Source organism: Peribacillus asahii (assembly GCF_003570725.1).
GTDB lineage: Bacteria > Bacillota > Bacilli > Bacillales > DSM-1321 > Peribacillus > Peribacillus asahii.
In genome coordinates this window covers 179,897-199,218 of sequence record NZ_QWVS01000016.1, presented here as the reverse complement: position 1 = coordinate 199,218, position 19,322 = coordinate 179,897, and the positions used below count along the sequence as shown (strand labels likewise).

Sequence of the window (19,322 nt, the reverse complement as noted above, 5' to 3'; positions counted from 1 at the left end):
CATATGCAATATTCTTCCTTGACCCAACAGTTACATGAACTGATTCTTGAAAATTATCCTGTAAAGTATATAGAAAAAGGACGCTATCTTTTTCAAGAAAGTACGCCCTCAAATGAATTATTTTATGTTTTAAATGGGAAAGTTCAAATTAGCAAAATCGTCCCTGATGGACGTGAACTAACATTGCGACTATGCTCGGGTAATGAATTGATTGGTGAAACAATCCTTTTCTCTGAATTACCTAAACATATGATGAATGCTAAAATGATTGAAAGCGGAGAAGTAATCGCCATTAATAAAGAACAGTTTGAACAACAAATTCGCCAAAATAGCAAACTCGCTATTGATTGTCTCTCCTGGTTATCCGCTCAACACCGCAAAACTCAAACGATGTTTCGAGACCTACTCTTACATGGCAAAAAAGGAGCTTTATACTCCACCTTAATTCGAATCATGAATAGCTACGGCGTTGAAACGGAGAATGGCACGATTATTACAATGGCCTTTACCAATCAAGAGCTTGCAAACTTTTGCGGCACATCCCGTGAAGTCATTAATCGGATGTTAGCGGATTTACGCAAACAGAATGTAATTTCAATGGACAAAGGATTTATTACGATTCACAATGTAGACTTTTTACGTACTGAGATTGACTGTGAAAACTGTCCAATTGATATTTGTAGAATTGATTAAAGTCGGTTTAAATAACCGGCTTTTTTCATGGATAAAGTGTATACGCAGTTTCGAGAAGAACTACACAATTTCCTCAAGCAACCATTCAACCTGCCCGCCAGTAAGCGAAGCGATGTATAAACTATTCAACCCAAGCTTCTTTTGTAACAATCCCATCCCCTTGGAATCCCTTATAGCAGCAAAACAAACAAGTGAATAGATGGAGGCAGGTTCATTCATCTCGACCGCATTCATACATATAAAAACTTAACCCCTGTTTCCACATTATCAAATCTAGAAACATTCCGCGATGACTTTTATCACAGCTTTTTTGAAATTTTTCTTAATTAATAAGCCTTAAGCCGGATATGTTGTTCAAATTTTTTCATATATCCCTCAACATTCCTTCTTTACCAACATAATTATTAATAGAGAGGATATGCTTCATACGGCTTTTGGCATAACCAATTAAAAAAGGCCAAATCATCATGATCTGACCTTTTCACCATTATTTAATGCCAAGTGCAATTTTTGCATATCGAGACATTTTATCTTTCGTCCATGCTGGCGTCCAGACAATGTTCACTTCTGTTTCTTTTACTTCTGGCAGATCTTCAAGTGCATATTTTACTTGATCCACAATAACTCCAGCAAGCGGACAGCCCATAGCTGTTAATGTCATTGTAATCGTTGTATAGCCTTCTTCATCCATATCAACATCATATACAAGCCCTAGATTCACAATATCTACCCCTAATTCCGGGTCGATTACGCGCTCTAACGCTCCCATAATACTATCTTTTACATCTTGATCCACGTTGTTCACTCCTTTTTCATATGGAAAAATTATCTCCACATGAGCATCATAACAGATTTACACTAAATTCTTAAACTTTTTGTATCGTTGGCTGCAAGTGCTTATCGAACCATTCCACTGTTTGTAACACTCCTGATCGTGACACTTTATGTCCAGCCTTTTCATCTAAATTAAACATCAAATAATCTGGCTCGCTTTCATAATTCGATTTAATATGCTGATAAAAATCATAAGCAAACTTATGAGGCACGACTCCATCTTTTGCTCCATGCCAAAACATAAGCGGTCTGTTTTGCAGCCTATCTGGATTTAAGCTTAAATCATAGGGCTTTAACAATTCCAATTGTTCTTGAACATCCGTTTCCTTTAAATCCAATTCTGGTAGTATCTTTTTCATTTGCTCTACTTGATATTCAGCAAACCTAACATAGGCGGGGTTCCCCATCAAACTCACAGCTGCAGAAATCCAGTCATATGCAGCAAGTGCCCCATTCGTGACAATGCCGCCCATTGAGGTTCCGACAACTCCGATTTTATCCGTTTGAACTAAATGTCTAGACACAAGTTCTTCCTTTAGTATGTTCAATTCATGGATCGTCTGAACAATCATTTTCCAAAAGCGGGACGATAATTCTTTTTCACTGTATCCCGATTCTCTTTCACCATGATGAATCACATCGGGTAAAATAACACGAAACCCCTTTTCCGCTAGCAAGTATGCATAATGTAGATTATGTTCCTTTGCACTCATAAAACCATGAATAAAGAAAATAAGCGGCTGCTTTTTTTCAAACAACTCTTCCTTATTCATATGTAATACTGGAATATCAGCAATTTTTTCATTTTTGATATTAATCAATTCCTAAATGCCTCCTAATATGTATTAATTTAGTTTCATCATACATCAATGCAAATTCAATGAAAAAGATTTGAATTTGCATTACAATAAACTTTACAAATATTTGCATAAACTTCATAGTAATTCGGTTATCGTACAGTATACTGAAAGTACAAAAAATACAAAACAGAAACGAAGGTGCTCATTGATGGCTGATAAACATTTAATTGTGTTAGATCTTGACGGAACGTTACTGAATAATGAAAAACAAATTTCATCTCGTACAAAGCAAGTTTTAACAAAGCTTAAAGAAGATGGTCATCAAATCATGATTGCTACTGGAAGACCATATCGTGCCAGCGAATTGTATTATCGTCAACTTGGACTAACGACACCAATCGTCAATTTTAATGGCGCTTTCGTGCATCATCCATTACAAACAAGCTGGGGAATGTACCATTCACCATTAGATATCAACGTGGCAAAAGATATCGTCGAAGCATGTGACGAATTCGACTATCATAATATTATCGCTGAAGTTCGCGATGACGTATATTTTCATTACCATGATGAAAAGCTCATTGACCTTTTAAAAATGGGTAATCCAAAAGTAACAACAGGTGATTTACGTAACTTCTTAGAACAGTCTCCCACAAGTATGCTCATTCACGCTGAAGAACACCAAGTTACCGAAATTCGTGAACATTTAACATCAGTTCATGCCGAAGTGATTGATCATCGCAGTTGGGCTGCTCCCTTTCATGTTATTGAAATCGTAAAAAGCGGGTTAAATAAGGCAGTCGGTATTCAAAAAGTTTCAAATTATTTCGATATACCGAAAGAGCGAATTATCGCTTTTGGCGATGAAGATAATGACTTAGAAATGATTGATTATGCAGGAACTGGTGTCGCAATGGGCAATGCCATCTCTGAACTCAAGTCATTAGCAAACATAACTACCTTAACAAATGAAGAAGACGGTATTGCCGTATTCCTGGAAGATAAATTTAATATTAAACTTGCCTAAATGCCCTTTATTTCCTTTATAAAATCCATCGAAACGGTCAAAATATATTTGACACCGTAGCTTTTGTGTCAAATGCTCACAATCGGAGGAGATAAGCATGGGTAAACGCAGTAAATCGAAACGATTTGTTCAGCAGGGTAAAGATTCGGTTGCCTTGCATGCTCAAAAGATTCCTTATCATTCTACGTTTGAAGAAGCCGAACAACGTCAAAAGTCAAACCAATTTTATGGAGGCTTATAATGGCAAATAGACTATTCCAAGAAGCACGGGAATTTGTTGAGAATGTTCTGCAGTCTGAGCATCATGAAAGTAATGAAAATGCGGTGGAAGTAGCCAAGAACGCTCTTTCTTCAGCCTTTGCTAATTCAACAGAAGCTGAAAAAGAACAGCTTCGAGAGCTACAACAAAGATTAGAAACTCACCTGAAATAAGCCTCCATTTTGGAGGCTTTTTCAGGTGAAGCCTAAGCTTATTCATTGTTTTTTTTGTGTTCCATGCTAAACTAATCAATACATAGCTTAAAAATTAGAAAGAAAGCAGGTGTAAGCGTGGCTATCACAATTTTGGCAGACAGTGCATGTGATTTGCCATTGTCTTTCTACACAGAAAACAATGTCTCATTTATCCCTCTCCTAGTAAATCTTGAAGGGAAAAATTACGAAGACCTACAAACCATTACTCCAAAAGAAGTTTATAATGCGATGCGCGAAGGAAAAGCTCCTAAAACATCCCAACCTTCTCCGGAATATGTAATAGAGTTATTCACACAATTTGCGAAAGAGAAACGACAAGGCATTTATATTGCTTTTTCTTCTCAGTTGTCTGGAACTTATCAAACAGCTGTTATGTGCCGCGATCAAGTGAAAGAGCAATATCCAGAACTAGACCTTGAAATCATTGATACGAAGTGTGCCTCCCTTGGCGCGGGACTGGTCGTAAAAAGCGCCGTCCAATTAGCAGCAAAAGGCGCTTCTAAAGAGGAGATTCTTGAAGACATTCAGTTCCATATTCGTCATATGGAACACCTCTTCACCGTTGACAATCTTGAATATTTAGCTCGCGGCGGACGAATTTCTAAAGCTTCAGCCTTCGTCGGCGGTTTATTAAACATTAAGCCCCTACTGCATGTTGAAGATGGCAAGTTAGTCCCGCTTGAAAAAGTACGCGGCAAAAAGAAATTAATGAAACGGATTCTAGAATTAATGCATGAACGCGGACAAAACCTATCTGAGCAATCGATCGCCATCAGTCATGGCGATGATGAAGAAGCGGCTTTAGAATATAAAGCGGCCATTCAAGCAGAGTTCGGTACAGAAGATGTTTTTATTAATACGGTTGGAGCAACAATCGGGGCTCACGCTGGTCCAGGTACAATCGCGATTTTCTTTTTAAATAAAACAAAATAAAACGAATACATACTCCCCTTCATTTGCGTCAACACTAAGAACTGACGATCAAAGAAAGGGAGTTTTATTATGTCTACAACAAAAGATAACAATAAAAAACCAAGAGATAATCAAGCACATAACGCTGCAAAGAATATACAGTATCAAGAAAATCTTGAAGCTGGTAAGCACTCCTATTCAAAACAAACTGACCATAAATAGGATTCGATTAGTTGTCTTCCCTCCTATCATTCCCTATAATAAAGGAAATAAATCTTGATGGAGGTAAGACATGGCAAAAGAAAGTTCATTTGATATTGTATCGAAAGTAGAGTTTCCAGAAGTAACAAATGCTGTCACAATGGCGATGAAAGAAATTGCAACCCGTTATGATTTCAAAGGAAGCAAAAGCAACATTACGTTAGAAAAAGAAGAGCTTGTACTCGTTTCCGACGATGAATATAAGCTGGATCAATTAAAGGATGTACTTCTTAGTAAACTTGTAAAACGTAACGTGCCCATTAAAAACTTAGAGTACGGAAAAATCGAAGGTGCTTCAGGCGGAACGGTACGCCAACGTGCAAAGCTTATTCAAGGGATTGACAAAGAGCAAGCGAAAAAAATTAATACAATCATTAAAAATAGCGGCTTAAAAGTAAAAAGCCAAATCCAAGATGATCAAATCCGCGTAACAGGAAAAAGCCGTGATGATTTACAAGCGATTATCAATGCTATTCGTAATGCAGATTTATCAATCGATGTACAATTTTTAAATTACCGCTAACACAAAAACTCGCCAATTTTGGCGAGTTTTTTAACATTCTTTAACTAATTTTAGCCTTACGAAAACCATCAAATACAGCAATTGCGGCAGATATAATAAATATACTGATTACTCCGCCAACCGCCCACGTTTCTAATTGTTTAAAATCTGCTATATAAGCAAGGAATTTTGGATGAAGCAAGTCGGGATTGCTGAATATGACAATAAATACAACTGTGCCTACAACCTGAACAACCATATTAACAATAGCTATACTCTTCGTCCATTGCCCTTTCATTAATTTATAAAGAGATAGTGCAATTTCACCGCCAATAATCACAACCACAATGGGCCAATAACGAAGTAATACTTCATGGTTTAAAGCGGGAACCACGAATTCAAGACCTGTTTCGCTGCCTCTATATACCCCTACAAGATGCTCAGCATAAAAATAAAGGGTTGCCCAAATTGACGTCCACATTAACCCTCCAAATACTTCAAACTTCGTAATCGCTTTTTTCTTAGGAATATACGAAATGTCTTTTAAATCATCTGGTGTCCATTTGCTCAAACTTGTTGTTAGCGGATTCTGGTCTTTTCCTTTATCCGTTCGTTCGAGAATGGCGAAAACAAGCGTTAACCAAAAGAATACTTGCATGCTTACCTCGATGATTCTCCATATTCCTTCCCCCATAATATGGAGTGCAACATTAATAACCGCTTCTTCTCCACCGTAATTCATAAAATATGTGGCAATCATTGAAATTAACGAAATAACCACTGCAATTGGTAAAATCATTTTTAATAATGTAACATATACATCAAAATAGCGCGGACCAATTAAGTGCATCGGTTGATCTCGATAACCACTGGCCAATGTTGCTGGATTACCCAATTTTTCAAGAACGGCTTTTACCTCTTCCTCGCTGTAATCATCGGACAACATATCCTCAATTGTTGATCGTAATTCAAGGGCAATATCTTCACGGCTTTTCTCAGGCAGCCTACGCGTGACTTCTTGTATATAAATATCAATTAAGCTCATCGTCTTCCCCCTTTGTTAATAGCCCATGCAGTTGTTTCGAATTCTTCATCCATTCCTCTTTTAACTGCAAAAAGATTTCTACACCATATTCACTTAACACATAGTACTTACGTGGTCTACTCTCAGATGTATCCCAACTGCTCGTCACTAACTCCTGTTTTTCTAAACGGCGAAGCAACGGATATAAGGTACTTTGATCAATATTAACACCTGATTCCTCCAATAACTGAACAAGTGAATATCCGTACTGGGGTGTTCGCAATTGACTTAAAACCGCCAATGTCAATGTTCCTCTTCTAAGCTCTGTCGTTAATGAATTCAGTAAAGTACTCATTCACCCACCTCAATTTTTAATTAATATATGTTATACACTATATGATTTATACTATTTATCATACAGTATTATTGTTACAACATCAACCCACATTTTACCAATTTATTCAAGTTAGGAAAAACAAAGCAAAACAACGAAGTATGCCATTCATACGTCGTTTACTATATCTACCTCCCTAATATTCCCATGTTTTATTAGTTCTCCACTTGCAAATAAGAAGAAGTAGATATAAAAAGCAGGAGGGATCTTAGTGAGTTCATCAAATAATAATCAAACGAAGCAAACCTTTCCGCCGCAGCATCAAACACACCAGCCCGGTGTAGAAACAAAGATGATACCTAACCCAAAATCCGTAAATGAAAACTATAAAGGCAACGGTAAATTAGCTGGTAAAACAGCGATTATTACCGGTGGCGATAGCGGGATTGGCAGGTCTGTAAGCATTTATTTTGCTAAAGAAGGCGCCAATGTGGCCATTGTCTATTTAGATGAAGTTGAGGATGCAAAAACAACGAAGCAGTTAGTAGAGAAAGAAGGCCAAAAATGCCTGCTCCTACAGGGGGATATCGGCAATGAATCTTTTTGCCAAAGCGTCGTTAAACAAACAATGGAAGCATTTGGGGGACTTGATATTTTAGTCAACAATGCAGCTGAACAGCATGTGCAAACGAACTTTCTAGATATTACAGCCGATCAGCTAGAAAAAACGTTCCGCACCAATATTTTTTCGATGTTCTATTTAACAAAAGCTGCTCTTCCTCATTTAAAACAAGGAAGCAGCATTATTAACACCGCTTCTATTACAGCCTATAAAGGCCATCCTAAATTAATCGATTATTCAGCTACAAAAGGAGCCATCGTTTCCTTTACACGAGCGCTCTCCAATTCGATTATTAAAGATGGTATTCGTGTGAATGCTGTAGCACCTGGCCCTATTTGGACACCGCTCATTCCCGCTTCTTTTAATGAACAAGATGTCTCCAAGTTTGGCAGCGATACGCCAATGGGGCGTGCTGGACAGCCAGAGGAACTTGCTCCTGCTTATGTATATTTAGCGAGCGAAGATTCCTCCTATATGAGCGGACAAGTGCTCCATATCAATGGCGGTACGGTTGTAAATGGATAATAAATACGATAAGGCTTCCTGCTCCAATAGGAGCAGGAAGCCTTTCGTTTTGTACTAAACTAACATGGCTGTTTGCACTCGTTGACACGAGTCGCGTTCGACAAAATGGTGCGGGATAATAACACTTTGTATTCGTTCTTCTGGCGATGCTAGCTTTTGAACTAAGCATCTTGTTGCTTGATATCCAATATCATACATATTTGTATCAATAGAGGTGAAAGAAGAAAGTGAAATTTCTGAAAATAAAGTATTGTTCAAGCTTACAACAGACATATGCTCTGGAGTAAAGCATCCTAAAGACCTTAAACTATTCATAATACTCAGCGCCATTAAATCATCGTGGACGATTAAAGCGGTAGGTACTTCTGATAAAGCTAAAAGGCTTTGCACCGCTTCTTGCATCTCTCCTCGTAATGCCTCTTCATAAAAAATATAGTCGTTTCTAGGTACGATTCCATGTTCCTTCAAAGCACCTTCATACCCTAATAAACGCTCATGCGTCATAACAAGTTTCGAATGGCCCCCAATGAATCCAACCTTCTTATGTCCTAACTCTAATAAATAATTCGTTGCTTCCTTCGCTGCTAAATAATTATCGTTATCGACATATGTGATTTCTTCAGCAAATTCATACGGTTTTCCAATTAAAACAAAAGGAAAATTGCGCGATTGCAAATAGGTAATCGTGTGATCATTCATACGTGAATACATCAGAACAATCCCGTCTACCATACCCCCTTGCACCATTTCAACGACTCCCTCAAAAATTTCCTCATCGGAATTCCCCGTATTCATGAGCAATGAATATTTTCTTTCCCGAGCACATTCACTTAAACCACGTAATATCGTAGCGAATGTCGGACTATTAAAAAACGTTTCTGATGAACTGGGCAGTACTAAGCCCAAAATCTGTGTTGATTGATTGGCTAAACTGCGTGCAATAAAGTTTGGATGATACCCTAACTTTTCCATCGCTTCACGAACACGTACCTTTGTCTTTTCACTAATTCTAGGATTATTTGCAATAACTCGTGAAACCGTCGAAGGAGCAACGTTTGCCAATTGTGCCACGTCTTTTATCGTAACGGCCATTACTCTTTTCCTCTCCCCTCTGTAGACATTAAGCCCTTGATGTATTAAAAAAGATGCAAAGGATAATCCAAAGCCTCTTCATTTTTTTAGATATATCTTTTATCATACACTTATTATACAATCCCTTCCTCTATATTTGTGTCTAAATTCAAAATTTTTAAGCAATTAACGCGTTAAAACGTTAATTTTCCCCAAAATTCTGTTAAATAACGGAAAATTCACAACCTTCATATGACAGGTTTTTACAAAAACAATATATACAAAATTAATAACCCTTTTTTCGTACTAGAAACAGTTTGTTCGTATATATCAAATAAAGTGATAGACAGCAAGTATGAACTTTGGAATTATTTGTGATTTTGCCCCTAAAACACCTCACATATTATATACACACGCAAGAGGAGTAATACTTGAGGGGAGCTTTCAGCATAGCTAAAAAAGGTGTGTGAAACCGAAGTTTCACACACCTTAGCCAAAAATCGTATAATCAGCCATACTGTTGAATACATCCAAATGAAAACAGCTTTTCCTCCGACTTATTTATCTTCCCTTAATAAATACTCATTTCCATCTTGATCTTTAAATGAGAACATTGTTCCAAACGGCATTCTTAACATGTCTCCTACTTCTACTCCATTTTGTTTCATCTTCTCATAAGCGGATTCAATATCCGTTGTGCTAAAAAGAATTGATGGATGGGCAACTTTAGCAGGTTGCTGTTGTTCCATTGCAGATTTAGAATACAAAACTAACGTAGTAAATTCGTCTTCACTAGGTCCAACTTCTATCCAGGACATGTTTGGTCCCATCGGTTGTTCAAATTTCAATACAAAGCCTACTTTATTTAACCAAAAGTCCTTTGCCTGTTCTTGATCTTGTACATAAACAGTAATTTTACCAATTTTATTAATCATCATAAATCTCCTTAGATCGTTTAATCATCTCACATCATTCTATCAACAAAAAAAACAAAAACAATTTCGTTCATTGACCTATATTAACTTAGTTAATAAAAGATAGACAAGGACTTCATAAGGTCTTAGTTCTGTTTACTAAAGTTACAAACAACTAGAGCCGCTTGACCTGCACTTCTTCGAATATAAGCATAAATCTGTTGATCATCCTCTAACACTAATTCATAGGCACTATAAATCAGAATAATCGAGAGGTCTGCCATTAATCTATTGAATTTCTTTTCGAGCGTTTCATAACTAAAGCAATAAATAGCGCGAATAAAGCAAGTACCGCAAATAATACAGCAAAGTAAGGAATGTTAATAACCGACTTATGAACAAGCTTGTACACTTCTGCTTGCTCTCGGTCAATGACGATAGAATACGTGCCATCTTGACTGCGAACGAGGTCGCCGTTCAATAACCCTCTCAATTCCTTATTATCCTCCAGCTGTGATTGATTCAATACAATCTTTTGTGTCTTTGACGTATTATTAATAACCACAACATTCGTTTCTTCAGCCAGCGTCCGCTTGTACACAACAACACCGTCTTTTTCATATAAAACTTCTAATTTTCCTCGTGATAAAGCAGGATGTTCGGCACGAATTTTGGCAAGATCCGTTATATAGTCCACTAAATCTTGTTCGGTTTTAAAATTCATCAGTTGATGATTTTCAGGGGCTTCATTACCGTTTAACGCAATTTCCGATCCATAAAAAATAACAGGCACACTAGGTGTCGTGTACAAATAAGCTAGAGCCATTTTCCAACGCGTCCCTGGATGCTGGTTATGATTAGCCGCATCAAAGGTAAAGCGTGGTGATTGACTCGTATCCATAAAGTTCACAAGCTGTGTATCAGCCTGAAGTAAGTCCTCGTTTTTTCTCTTAACGGAAAAAAGGTTTGTTAAGCTTTCATCTGGAGCAGCAAAGGCCTGGCGTAATGCTTCATTTTCGGTGTAATCCATAAAAGCATCTATCCCAGTCTCTTCATAGCTGGAAATCGTTTTTGAAGTCCCCTCTAAAACATCACCAATCAGATAGAAATCAGCTTTTTCTGATTTAACAACCTGTACAAAGTCCTTCCAAAAATCTTGGTTTACATACTCAGCTTGATGAAGACGATAGCCATCAATATTCGTTTCTTCAATCCACCATTTAGCTGCATCTAATAAATAAGCCTTCGCCTCAGGATTTTCGTGATTTAAATCTGGCAGACTATCAATCCAGCTTTTTTCCAGTTGTTCATCAGCGCTGTCCTTTTCATGAAACCAATCCTCTTTCGTGGGATCCTGTAACCATGGATGATTCGGACCGACAGAATTAGCTACAAAGTCTACCATCACTTTTATATCTCGACTATGAGCCTCCTGTACTAATGTTTTCAATTCATCTAGTGTACCAAAGTGTGGATCTGTCTTGTAAAAATCCTCCACCCAATATCCATGATACCCCTCTTTATCATTCATAAAAACAGGGGAAAGTAAAATCGTTGTGAACCCCATCTCTTTTAAATAATCTAGTTTTTTTGTCACACCGGCAAAATCACCGCCATTAAACATATTCGGATTGGTAACATCCGCATCCCCATTATTTTCTGGATTTCCATCAAAAAATCTGTCAATCATGATAGAATAAATGATTTCATCTTCCAACGTTCGTTCTTCTTTTTCAGCTGCTCCTACTGGAATGGCGTAAAAAAGAAGAAACGGAAGTAAAACGAGTGATAACACTCTGCGCATATTCCGCTCCTCCTCCCTAAACATCCTTACGCCTTTAAGATTAGCTTCTTATTCTTCCAAGGTCAAACTTAAATACCAAAATATTCTAATTAATTAGTAAACCAGTCATTTGGCATGATTACACAGACTTCCCGCTCGATTATCTCCGAATTTGGCATGATTTTATACTGAATTCGCCCGATTATTCCCGAATTGCGCATGATTTTATAACGAACTCTTTCGATTCCCCTATTTAATCTACAATCTCAATCTTATAATCGTTAAACCATACATGCATTTGTGCTAAATGAGCGAGCAATTGCGGACCGGACATCAATTGCCCAAACCAAGGCACTCTAAACGCCTCTCCCTTTGATTCGACAAGCTCATTCAACCTCTGTTTATCAAAAAATTCATAGAGCATCGAATTCGAATCCTCTAAAATCTCTTTTAACCAGCTTTGTACACGCTCTGTGTAAACTGGATTATGCGTCTTCGGATAAGGACTTTTCTTGCGATAAAGCACTTCCGTTGGCAGCAATCCTTCAAGGGCTTTACGTAAAATCCCTTTTTCACGATTGCCCGTCATTTTCATTTCCCACGGAATATTCCATACATATTCGACAAGACGATGATCCGCAAAAGGAACCCGCACTTCAAGACTCGCGCCCATACTCATTCGGTCCTTTCGATCTAACAGCGTCGTCATAAACCAAAGAATATTTAAATAAAACAGTTCTCTTCGTTTCGCTGCTATACCTGTTTCACCAGGAAGCTTTGGCATTTCACGGATCGTCGTTAAATAGGCTTCCTCCGCATATTCCTCCAACTTCAACTTGTCACGCCATCCCTGTTTCAATAAAGACACTCGTTCTTCCGTTGAACGCATCCATGGAAAACCAGAACGATTCAAGTCATCTTCCCGATGGAACCATGGATATCCGCCAAAAATTTCATCCGCACATTCTCCAGACAAGCCGACGACAAAATCTTTCTTAATCTCTTTACAAAACCAGAGTAAAGAGGAATCTACATCCGCCATTCCCGGTAAATCGCGAACATGAACGGCTTCCGTTAAGTAGTTTGTCAACAGCTCTTGTGTAATGACGGACGAATGATGCCTCGTCTGGAATGCAGTCGACATTTTTTCAATCCATGGACCGTCCGCATTTGGTTGAAAATCATTTGCTTTAAAAAACTTCGCGTTATCTTCATAATCAATGGAATACGTATGAAGCGGTCCTTTCCCTTCACGGCGATAGGCATTCGCTGCAATCGCGGTAATCGCACTTGAATCAACACCGCCCGATAAGAATGTACAAAGCGGCACATCTGACACCAACTGACGAGTTACGGCATCTTCAACAAGGAAACGAACTTTATCTACCGTTTCTTCTAAGCTATCCGTATGCTCTTCACTTTTCACATTCCAATAACGCCAAATCTTTAGTCCGTTACGTGTCAATGTCATCGCATGACCCGGACGCAGCTCTTGAATATGATGAAACACTCCTGAACCCGGCTTACGTGAAGGCCCTACTCCAAATACTTCCGCTAATCCCTCATAGCTGATTTCTGCTTTAACATCCGGATGAGCAAGCAGCGCTTTTAACTCCGACCCGAATAAAAGTCCCCCATTTCTTTCCGCATAAAACAGCGGCTTTACACCTAAACGGTCGCGTCCAATAAATAGCTTTTGCTCCGCACTATCCCAAATTGCAAACGCAAAAATCCCATTAAACAGTTCCACACATTTTTCTTTCCATTCTATATAAGAAGTTAGCAAAACTTCTGTATCAGAATGACCTTTAAAGGAATATCCTTTTAATAATAGCTCTTTACGCAAATCTTCTGTATTATACAACTCACCGTTATAACAAAGTGTATAAACTCCACTTTCATGAGCCTTCGTCATCGGTTGTTTTCCTCCGACAGGGTCTACAACGGTTAAACGACGATGGCCAAATACAACATGGGTATCGCTCCACACATTTTCATCATCTGGTCCGCGTTTCGCTAACGTACTTGTCATTTTGGCTACAGTATCCGTTTCTGCGCGTAAATCTTTTTGAAAATGTACCCATCCAGTTATCCCACACATAATTCTTCATCCTTTCTAACTCGAACAATACTCTTTAGGAGATTAGGAAGTTGTGAGCAAAGTCGTAAGTGTATAACATAGCCTATGCAAAAATAAAAAGATGGTTATTTGTCCAGTTACGATTATATTTTCAACGAATTTTGTCAAAAAAGTAGGTGAGGCATCCCAAATTGGAGGTAATTGTAAATGAGGCAGCAGCAACGAGTAAAATTAATTAAACAGCAAACGAGAGCATTTACAGAAGGAAAAGTAGAATATATTAATTTTCAATGGATTTTCTTTGATGACGAAACAGATGAGGCCTCCTCCATTGAAGACTATATGCACAATGAAGTAGAGGTATACCGGTCAGGTCGTTGGAGACAAGGCATCATCTTAGAAGAAGGAGCCATTCAGCTTACTAATCATGAAATCGTCTTCCTCAAACAAAATGAAACCATTCATATCCGGAAGAAGTTAATCTACTCGTTTGAAGAATTATTAGAGAAACTAACCGATGATTCCTTTTTTCAATTTGTGACAACATTGAATTCTCTCGGTTTCTCCACATATGATTGCATTTACAGCTATAATCAGCTTACCTTTTTAGAAAATACAAGTACCCAGTCAGGTGTGAATTTTTTCACTTTCGATAACAATTCAGAAATCTGTTCCGTTCAGCATCATTTCTCTTATGGAGAAAATAAAAATGACCGATTTGAATTTACGATTAACACAGGAAAAAGAATCATCATTGAAAAGGTAAACTCTAAATAAAGAAGCGGACGCTCTTAGCGTCCGCTTCTTTATTACTTATTAAAAAATAGTGATTCCTAACGGTAAAGAGAAACCTAAATATAGTACAAAGAGTAAACTTAATATAAATAATGTCCACATAACTCCTGTACTTTTTCTTTTAGCCGTACGTACTAATACCATTTCCATAAACGCAATGACTAATAAGCCGACAATCATCTTCGTTGCATATACGCCGAAATCAGAGATCAGCATACCGCCTGAAAGGAAAATAAGAATGAAAAACAAGCGGGTAATCATATGCATCATTTTCGCTTTAGGATTTCCACCTTTTAACATCGAATACGTTACGAAAAAGAGGATAAGACCAATCACCCAAGTTGTGATGTGTAAATGCGTTGTATCCATCATAAGTTTAAAGCCCCCTAGTACAAATTCTCCTACATCATATCACAGACAAGAGTTAAAAAACAAAATTAAGCATTCTGTCCTTATTTCCCCTTTGCATGAAGAAATAAGCATGTACCTATCCCTTTTCGATCTGCCTTTTCATTGCGGATCGTTTGCTATACGTAAACCATCTCCATACATATTCCATCGGCCCAAAGCGATAGTGTTTCAGCCAAATATAGCTTGCTAACCATTGCACTCCATAAATAACAAAGATGAGAATAAAGCTTGTTGTATACGAAACTTGCCCATATAAACCGAAGCCATAGGAGTAAAACAATAAGGTGCACACAATCGATTGAAACAAATAATTGCTCATGGACATTTTCCCAATATAGGAGAGTGGATGTAATAATCGACGTACGCTGTCCTTTTGCACAAGCAAGGTAATACCTGTTATATAAGCAAAAGTAAGCAGCGGACCACCTAGTTCATCTTGAATGAGAGTCGTTCCAGTATGATAGACCGTTATATACGGAAGCCATTTAATAGCTAAACCGACAATGAAGCAGACAATCGCGATAACGATAAGTTTTCGTTTATGAAGAGACGGCTCATGCAGCCAACGCAGCTTAGCAAAACCCGCTCCAAGTAAAAAGAAAGGCAAAATGAAAAAGAGATACATGACGAGTCCTACTATATTATTCACATAATACCAATCCTGCACTCTTTGCTTCGTAACCTCAATAAATGAACCATGTTGATAAACGTCCTGCGACTGTTCTACTAACTCATAATCGGCTGTCACTTCTGTTGCTAATTCCTCTGAAAAAAACAAGCTCGTAAACACCATAATCAAGCTTAGAATCATAACCGGAATCATATACAGCAGCGAGCCGACAATTAATAATGTCTTGCCTTTTAATTTATAAAACAATAAAAATACAAATCCTAGTACCGCATATGTAATCAAAATATCGCCATGCCAAATAAAAAAAGCATGAATACAGCCAATAAAGAGCAAGAAAAGCATTCTACGACTAAAAAGAACGGGAAATGATATCCCCTTTTCCACACTTCGTTCATAAAGAATAATAGCCCCAAACCCAAACAAAAAAGCAAACAATGGATAAAAACTAGTTTGGGCAAAAATATCACTAAACATATACAGCAAGCGGTCAGACCCTGTCGTCCAAACATCATAGCCATCGATATATAAAATGGGCATATGAAAAGACGACATATTGACTAAAAAGATTCCTAGAATAGCTATGCCTCTTAAAATATCAACATGAACAAGACGCTTTTTCTCATCAATCGGATTTATCGCTTCCTTCACGCTCTCCCCCCCTTTATTAGTATGGTAGGACAGATCTATTTGCATAAGTATCCTACTCACATTAATCGTTCACATACATACTATAGCATCAAATAGTCTTCTGCCTAGTGATCTAACATTTAATAAATAAATCAAAAAATCAAAGGATGGATGATATGCCTGCAATCGTCGGAGTCATTCAAGTCATTAGTGTGTCTGGTAGCGGCGTTGTTCATATTGGCGATGTTTTTAAAATTTCTCCTTATTCTACTGCAAAAACCTATGCAGGTGCAGGTTCATTTAACACCGGACAATCGATTTCTCTTTATAACCAACATAGTGCAACGAATATAAACGATCCTGATCTACTTGATGAACCTATTGCATTTAACGTCTAAACTGAAGGCTATGATATAGCAATCCATTTATTCACGAGATTGTTTAACATAGCCTATCGGAAAGGAGCTTACAATGATTTTTCATATCCAACAAACAATTCAAATTAATATGATTAAAATCGGAGGGATAAGCAACTCTTCGGTCTTTCAAATTGGAAGTGCCGGCATCATTAAACCATACTCCGCATTAGCAAATACAGGCGGCTTTACGGAAGAAGCACCACAGTTAGAAACGGGTGGGATTAGTTTAGTCCCGCTGTGACAACGATTATCTTTAGATTTCTTCTAGGTATTCACCTACTTCAAACTTTTGCATATAGTATCAGTGAATGAAAATCTTCGGCGAAAGTTTGAGGTGATTAACTCTTGAACAATGATTTGTACACCTATTCTAAACAAATGCAGTGTTACCTAGAAGCTCAAGAAAAACGGATTCAGCAGCTTGAACAAGAGATCAAACGCCTAACCGAAGAAGTATCTGTTCTAAAAGAGAGGCCACCAGTTCATATAGATCGAATTGAATATAAATTCGATCAACTAAAAGTTGAATCTCTTGATGGCACATTAAATATAGGGCTGAACCCTAGTGACTTAAATAATATCGATGAATTCGCGGTGAATCATCAACCTGTCTCACCGACATCCTTTCCATTTCCGAACAGGGAGCAAATTGTCAAAAAAATGACGGCCGAATTGATGTCAAATTTAGATGGGATGATTCAAGAAACAGAAGCTCAAGCTGGTATCACACTAGATGCTTCGTACCATGATTTCATCAAACACGATGTGGAACGCCAGCTCGAACAACGAATTCATATGTACTTTGATCAGGCCCCGCCAACCGAACGCTCGCCGCATCAATTTGAGCAATTAAAAGAAAAAGTGTTTGAACAGGTGAAGTCAGATATTCAAGTAGCCCTTATGAATTTTATTACACATTCAAAAGGACAGACAGGAGGAAATCATACTAATGGAGTTTAATGTAGTGAATCATCAGTTATGTGTAGATAATATTAACATCAATGGGGTAGCAAGTGCTTCTCTTTTTCTTATTGGGGACGTCCAAACGGTTCAGCTCGCTTCAGCCTTTGATACCCCGCCTGAATCTCTTATTATCCAGCCATTATCTCTAGTTCCGAAAGTATAATCGAGATGTTTCAAAGAACTTCTAAAGCCAAATCAGTGGAATCTAATTCTATTGTTTTTAGTTCCACTCTACAAATTGGTGACTGCTCTTATATCGATGGGACAGTCCACGCACTTGCTGTTCAACGAAGAAGCGAGATTCTCTATGAACGGGACGATGAATTTAGTGATTACGAAATTTTTTCGCGCCCCTTGGCTCTCCCGATCATAACCGAACCTATTCAAATGCGATTTAATCATCTTTGTCCATTTATTGAAACAGGTCATATTTATATAAATGCTATTTCCACCAGCTCCGTCGCTGGTCTTGGAAACGTAGGACATATACGAATGAAATCAAAAATTCATCATACTCGACAACTAACCGACAACGGAAAGTCCACCCAGCCGGATTCAACAAAGAAAGAAGAATAAAAACTAAAAAAGGATGTTTATTATGCCTGCAATTACAGGACCTATTCAAATTTCTAATATGGGCTCAGGAACTCTTCAATTTGGAGACGCCGCAGTGATTTCTCCAAAACAAGCTACAAAAACAATTAACGGCTCCGGTGCCGCTAATACCGGAGCCATCATTGCCACAGTTAGCGCGATTAACGGAACCAACGTTCTCGATGTTAACGGTGTTGACCAACCAATTGCCGGAAATAATTAAAAGATTCCTAACTAAACGGCATTACTGATATATAAACACGCTTGGTTATTTATCAACCAAGCGTGTTTACAATGCTTTAATGAGTTTCTTTCAGTTGTGTTTTCTGATCTGTTTCCATCTTTGCTAGACGTTTCATAAAAGTCTCTCTCCAACTATCAGAAAGCGCCTCAACCGCTAAAATCTGTTGTATCGCTTCTCTATTGCTTTTATCATGATGCATAATATTATTAGCAAACTGAATCGATATTTGATTAGAATCTTTCTCGATTAATTGAACTTTGGAATCTGCTTGAACCAACCCTTCTTTTAATACTCTAAAATAATACCCTGTGTAACCAGTGTTTTGAACTTGTAAAGCTAAATCAGGCACCCCATGTTTCTTCGCTACTTTAAAGCAAGGTTCTCTCGGTTGACTCACCTGAACGACTGCCTCTCCTACTTGATAGATATCTCCTATATGTATATCCGGTTCTAACATCCCTTGCAGCGTAAGATTTTCTCCAAACGCACTGCTCCCCAGATCTTTACTTATTGTCTCTTCCCAATAAACATAATGCTCATACGGATAAACACAAACAGCTTTATCCGCTCCGCCGTGATTTACCAAATCAGCCTGTCCATCTCCTTCAAAATTGAGCTTTCCAAGAAAAACAGGTTCAAGGCTTGGCTTTTTAAATATGCCTGTTGTTAATGCTTTCCCGTTATATTCTACCGTTATTGGTTTCCCAATATTGAGTGCAACAACTTTCATCGATATCCAACTCCCTTCTTATTTAACTCTTAACACAAGTACAAAGCAATTG

Annotated in this window: 27 protein-coding genes; 15 read left to right on the top strand and 12 right to left on the bottom strand. The window is 37.9% G+C overall.

Features of this window, described 5'->3' with window-relative positions:
• Positions 1–3 precede the first annotated feature (3 nt).
• The gene (locus D1953_RS10615; protein WP_119117153.1) at positions 4–693 is read left to right on the top strand and encodes a Crp/Fnr family transcriptional regulator; all 690 of its coding nucleotides are present in this window, start codon (positions 4–6) and stop codon (positions 691–693) included.
• A gap of 60 nt (positions 694–753) precedes the next feature.
• Here D1953_RS10615 and D1953_RS21235 read toward each other — a convergent pair whose 3' ends face one another.
• From D1953_RS21235 to D1953_RS10605, 3 genes are all read right to left on the bottom strand, one after another.
• Positions 754–927, bottom strand: a complete 174-nt coding sequence (locus D1953_RS21235) for a hypothetical protein (protein WP_182480570.1) — start codon at positions 925–927, stop codon at positions 754–756.
• Positions 928–1,180: 253 nt separating this feature from the next.
• The gene (locus tag D1953_RS10610; RefSeq protein WP_373995333.1) at positions 1,181–1,462 is read right to left on the bottom strand and encodes a metal-sulfur cluster assembly factor; all 282 of its coding nucleotides are present in this window, start codon (positions 1,460–1,462) and stop codon (positions 1,181–1,183) included.
• Positions 1,463–1,559: 97 nt separating this feature from the next.
• Positions 1,560–2,348 carry an alpha/beta fold hydrolase gene (locus tag D1953_RS10605; protein WP_119117151.1) on the bottom strand — a complete coding sequence of 263 codons (789 nt, stop codon included), beginning with the start codon at positions 2,346–2,348 and terminating at the stop codon, positions 1,560–1,562.
• Positions 2,349–2,535: 187 nt separating this feature from the next.
• Between D1953_RS10605 and D1953_RS10600 the strand changes: the two genes are divergently transcribed.
• From D1953_RS10600 to D1953_RS10580, 6 genes are all read left to right on the top strand, one after another.
• Positions 2,536–3,354: a Cof-type HAD-IIB family hydrolase gene (locus D1953_RS10600; RefSeq protein ID WP_119117150.1), complete on the top strand. Its 819-nt coding sequence runs from the start codon at positions 2,536–2,538 to the stop codon at positions 3,352–3,354.
• Between the two features lie 97 nt (positions 3,355–3,451).
• Positions 3,452–3,595 (top strand): hypothetical protein, encoded by a 144-nt coding sequence (locus D1953_RS21230; RefSeq protein WP_164853128.1) that lies wholly within the window; start codon positions 3,452–3,454, stop codon positions 3,593–3,595.
• A complete protein-coding gene (locus tag D1953_RS10595; protein ID WP_119117149.1) occupies positions 3,595–3,786 on the top strand; it encodes a DUF3813 domain-containing protein in 192 nt (63 codons plus the stop codon). Before D1953_RS21230 ends, D1953_RS10595 begins: the two co-directional genes overlap by 1 nt.
• Before the next feature lie 117 nt (positions 3,787–3,903).
• Complete coding sequence (locus tag D1953_RS10590) at positions 3,904–4,761, top strand: DegV family protein (protein ID WP_119117148.1); 858 nt, start codon at positions 3,904–3,906, stop codon at positions 4,759–4,761.
• A gap of 69 nt (positions 4,762–4,830) precedes the next feature.
• Positions 4,831–4,962, top strand: coding sequence for a DUF3941 domain-containing protein (locus D1953_RS10585; protein ID WP_119117147.1), 132 nt, complete (start codon positions 4,831–4,833; stop codon positions 4,960–4,962).
• Between the two features lie 70 nt (positions 4,963–5,032).
• Positions 5,033–5,524 (top strand): YajQ family cyclic di-GMP-binding protein, encoded by a 492-nt coding sequence (locus D1953_RS10580; protein ID WP_119117146.1) that lies wholly within the window; start codon positions 5,033–5,035, stop codon positions 5,522–5,524.
• Positions 5,525–5,564: 40 nt separating this feature from the next.
• Here the strand turns inward: D1953_RS10580 and D1953_RS10575 are convergent, their stop codons facing one another.
• Both D1953_RS10575 and D1953_RS10570 read right to left on the bottom strand, forming a co-directional pair.
• A complete protein-coding gene (locus D1953_RS10575; protein WP_119117145.1) occupies positions 5,565–6,548 on the bottom strand; it encodes an HAAS signaling domain-containing protein in 984 nt (327 codons plus the stop codon).
• Positions 6,535–6,882: a PadR family transcriptional regulator gene (locus D1953_RS10570; RefSeq protein WP_119117144.1), complete on the bottom strand. Its 348-nt coding sequence runs from the start codon at positions 6,880–6,882 to the stop codon at positions 6,535–6,537. The genes D1953_RS10575 and D1953_RS10570 overlap by 14 nt, the downstream gene beginning before the upstream one ends.
• Before the next feature lie 250 nt (positions 6,883–7,132).
• On the opposite strand from D1953_RS10570, the gene D1953_RS10565 reads away from it, so the two are divergent.
• Positions 7,133–8,008 carry an SDR family oxidoreductase gene (locus tag D1953_RS10565; RefSeq protein WP_119117143.1) on the top strand — a complete coding sequence of 292 codons (876 nt, stop codon included), beginning with the start codon at positions 7,133–7,135 and terminating at the stop codon, positions 8,006–8,008.
• A gap of 54 nt (positions 8,009–8,062) precedes the next feature.
• Here D1953_RS10565 and D1953_RS10560 read toward each other — a convergent pair whose 3' ends face one another.
• From D1953_RS10560 to asnB, 4 genes are all read right to left on the bottom strand, one after another.
• Positions 8,063–9,100, bottom strand: a complete 1,038-nt coding sequence (locus D1953_RS10560; RefSeq protein ID WP_119117142.1) for a LacI family DNA-binding transcriptional regulator — start codon at positions 9,098–9,100, stop codon at positions 8,063–8,065.
• 536 nt (positions 9,101–9,636) lie between these two features.
• Complete coding sequence (locus tag D1953_RS10555) at positions 9,637–10,014, bottom strand: VOC family protein (RefSeq protein WP_119117141.1); 378 nt, start codon at positions 10,012–10,014, stop codon at positions 9,637–9,639.
• A gap of 262 nt (positions 10,015–10,276) precedes the next feature.
• Positions 10,277–11,797, bottom strand: a complete 1,521-nt coding sequence (locus D1953_RS10550; RefSeq protein WP_119117140.1) for an alpha-amylase family glycosyl hydrolase — start codon at positions 11,795–11,797, stop codon at positions 10,277–10,279.
• 232 nt (positions 11,798–12,029) lie between these two features.
• Positions 12,030–13,877 carry an asparagine synthase (glutamine-hydrolyzing) gene (asnB, locus tag D1953_RS10545; protein WP_119117139.1) on the bottom strand — a complete coding sequence of 616 codons (1,848 nt, stop codon included), beginning with the start codon at positions 13,875–13,877 and terminating at the stop codon, positions 12,030–12,032.
• Positions 13,878–14,063: 186 nt separating this feature from the next.
• Between asnB and D1953_RS10540 the strand changes: the two genes are divergently transcribed.
• Positions 14,064–14,633: a DUF2777 domain-containing protein gene (locus D1953_RS10540; RefSeq protein ID WP_119117138.1), complete on the top strand. Its 570-nt coding sequence runs from the start codon at positions 14,064–14,066 to the stop codon at positions 14,631–14,633.
• Between the two features lie 39 nt (positions 14,634–14,672).
• Here the strand turns inward: D1953_RS10540 and D1953_RS10535 are convergent, their stop codons facing one another.
• Both D1953_RS10535 and D1953_RS10530 read right to left on the bottom strand, forming a co-directional pair.
• On the bottom strand, positions 14,673–15,023 hold the full coding sequence (locus D1953_RS10535) for a YisL family protein (RefSeq protein ID WP_119117137.1): 351 nt from the start codon (positions 15,021–15,023) through the stop codon (positions 14,673–14,675).
• A gap of 115 nt (positions 15,024–15,138) precedes the next feature.
• Positions 15,139–16,341: a DUF418 domain-containing protein gene (locus D1953_RS10530; protein WP_119117136.1), complete on the bottom strand. Its 1,203-nt coding sequence runs from the start codon at positions 16,339–16,341 to the stop codon at positions 15,139–15,141.
• Between the two features lie 155 nt (positions 16,342–16,496).
• Here D1953_RS10530 and D1953_RS10525 point away from each other — a divergent pair, with 155 nt between their 5' ends.
• From D1953_RS10525 to D1953_RS10500, 6 genes are all read left to right on the top strand, one after another.
• Positions 16,497–16,718: a spore germination protein gene (locus D1953_RS10525; protein ID WP_119117135.1), complete on the top strand. Its 222-nt coding sequence runs from the start codon at positions 16,497–16,499 to the stop codon at positions 16,716–16,718.
• Between the two features lie 73 nt (positions 16,719–16,791).
• Entirely contained in the window at positions 16,792–16,980 is a 189-nt protein-coding gene (locus D1953_RS10520) for a spore germination protein GerPB (protein ID WP_119117134.1), read from the top strand.
• A gap of 104 nt (positions 16,981–17,084) precedes the next feature.
• Positions 17,085–17,699, top strand: coding sequence for a spore germination protein GerPC (gerPC, locus tag D1953_RS10515; RefSeq protein ID WP_119117133.1), 615 nt, complete (start codon positions 17,085–17,087; stop codon positions 17,697–17,699).
• On the top strand, positions 17,689–17,865 hold the full coding sequence (locus tag D1953_RS10510) for a spore gernimation protein GerPD (protein WP_119117132.1): 177 nt from the start codon (positions 17,689–17,691) through the stop codon (positions 17,863–17,865). Before gerPC ends, D1953_RS10510 begins: the two co-directional genes overlap by 11 nt.
• A 5-nt stretch (positions 17,866–17,870) precedes the next feature.
• Positions 17,871–18,278 carry a spore germination protein GerPE gene (locus D1953_RS10505; RefSeq protein ID WP_119117131.1) on the top strand — a complete coding sequence of 136 codons (408 nt, stop codon included), beginning with the start codon at positions 17,871–17,873 and terminating at the stop codon, positions 18,276–18,278.
• A 22-nt stretch (positions 18,279–18,300) separates the two neighbouring features.
• Positions 18,301–18,519, top strand: coding sequence for a spore germination protein (locus tag D1953_RS10500; RefSeq protein WP_119117130.1), 219 nt, complete (start codon positions 18,301–18,303; stop codon positions 18,517–18,519).
• A gap of 76 nt (positions 18,520–18,595) precedes the next feature.
• Here the strand turns inward: D1953_RS10500 and D1953_RS10495 are convergent, their stop codons facing one another.
• Positions 18,596–19,270 carry an MOSC domain-containing protein gene (locus D1953_RS10495; RefSeq protein ID WP_119117129.1) on the bottom strand — a complete coding sequence of 225 codons (675 nt, stop codon included), beginning with the start codon at positions 19,268–19,270 and terminating at the stop codon, positions 18,596–18,598.
• Between the last annotated feature and the right edge of the window lie 52 nt (positions 19,271–19,322).

What these genes read in the sequence shown, in the direction of transcription:
- D1953_RS10615 (WP_119117153.1), top strand. Translation starts at nt 4, where the DNA reads ATGCAATATTCTTCCTTGACCCAACAGTTACATGAACTGATTCTTGAA.
- D1953_RS21235 (WP_182480570.1), bottom strand. Translation starts at nt 927, where the DNA reads ATGAATGCGGTCGAGATGAATGAACCTGCCTCCATCTATTCACTTGTT.
- D1953_RS10610 (WP_373995333.1), bottom strand. Translation starts at nt 1,462, where the DNA reads ATGGGAGCGTTAGAGCGCGTAATCGACCCGGAATTAGGGGTAGATATT.
- D1953_RS10600 (WP_119117150.1), top strand. Translation starts at nt 2,536, where the DNA reads ATGGCTGATAAACATTTAATTGTGTTAGATCTTGACGGAACGTTACTG.
- D1953_RS21230 (WP_164853128.1), top strand. Translation starts at nt 3,452, where the DNA reads ATGGGTAAACGCAGTAAATCGAAACGATTTGTTCAGCAGGGTAAAGAT.
- D1953_RS10595 (WP_119117149.1), top strand. Translation starts at nt 3,595, where the DNA reads ATGGCAAATAGACTATTCCAAGAAGCACGGGAATTTGTTGAGAATGTT.
- D1953_RS10585 (WP_119117147.1), top strand. Translation starts at nt 4,831, where the DNA reads ATGTCTACAACAAAAGATAACAATAAAAAACCAAGAGATAATCAAGCA.
- D1953_RS10580 (WP_119117146.1), top strand. Translation starts at nt 5,033, where the DNA reads ATGGCAAAAGAAAGTTCATTTGATATTGTATCGAAAGTAGAGTTTCCA.
- D1953_RS10575 (WP_119117145.1), bottom strand. Translation starts at nt 6,548, where the DNA reads ATGAGCTTAATTGATATTTATATACAAGAAGTCACGCGTAGGCTGCCT.
- D1953_RS10570 (WP_119117144.1), bottom strand. Translation starts at nt 6,882, where the DNA reads ATGAGTACTTTACTGAATTCATTAACGACAGAGCTTAGAAGAGGAACA.
- D1953_RS10560 (WP_119117142.1), bottom strand. Translation starts at nt 9,100, where the DNA reads ATGGCCGTTACGATAAAAGACGTGGCACAATTGGCAAACGTTGCTCCT.
- D1953_RS10555 (WP_119117141.1), bottom strand. Translation starts at nt 10,014, where the DNA reads ATGATTAATAAAATTGGTAAAATTACTGTTTATGTACAAGATCAAGAA.
- D1953_RS10550 (WP_119117140.1), bottom strand. Translation starts at nt 11,797, where the DNA reads ATGCGCAGAGTGTTATCACTCGTTTTACTTCCGTTTCTTCTTTTTTAC.
- asnB (WP_119117139.1), bottom strand. Translation starts at nt 13,877, where the DNA reads ATGTGTGGGATAACTGGATGGGTACATTTTCAAAAAGATTTACGCGCA.
- D1953_RS10540 (WP_119117138.1), top strand. Translation starts at nt 14,064, where the DNA reads ATGAGGCAGCAGCAACGAGTAAAATTAATTAAACAGCAAACGAGAGCA.
- D1953_RS10535 (WP_119117137.1), bottom strand. Translation starts at nt 15,023, where the DNA reads ATGATGGATACAACGCATTTACACATCACAACTTGGGTGATTGGTCTT.
- D1953_RS10525 (WP_119117135.1), top strand. Translation starts at nt 16,497, where the DNA reads ATGCCTGCAATCGTCGGAGTCATTCAAGTCATTAGTGTGTCTGGTAGC.
- D1953_RS10520 (WP_119117134.1), top strand. Translation starts at nt 16,792, where the DNA reads ATGATTTTTCATATCCAACAAACAATTCAAATTAATATGATTAAAATC.
- D1953_RS10510 (WP_119117132.1), top strand. Translation starts at nt 17,689, where the DNA reads ATGGAGTTTAATGTAGTGAATCATCAGTTATGTGTAGATAATATTAAC.
- D1953_RS10505 (WP_119117131.1), top strand. Translation starts at nt 17,871, where the DNA reads ATGTTTCAAAGAACTTCTAAAGCCAAATCAGTGGAATCTAATTCTATT.
- D1953_RS10500 (WP_119117130.1), top strand. Translation starts at nt 18,301, where the DNA reads ATGCCTGCAATTACAGGACCTATTCAAATTTCTAATATGGGCTCAGGA.
- D1953_RS10495 (WP_119117129.1), bottom strand. Translation starts at nt 19,270, where the DNA reads ATGAAAGTTGTTGCACTCAATATTGGGAAACCAATAACGGTAGAATAT.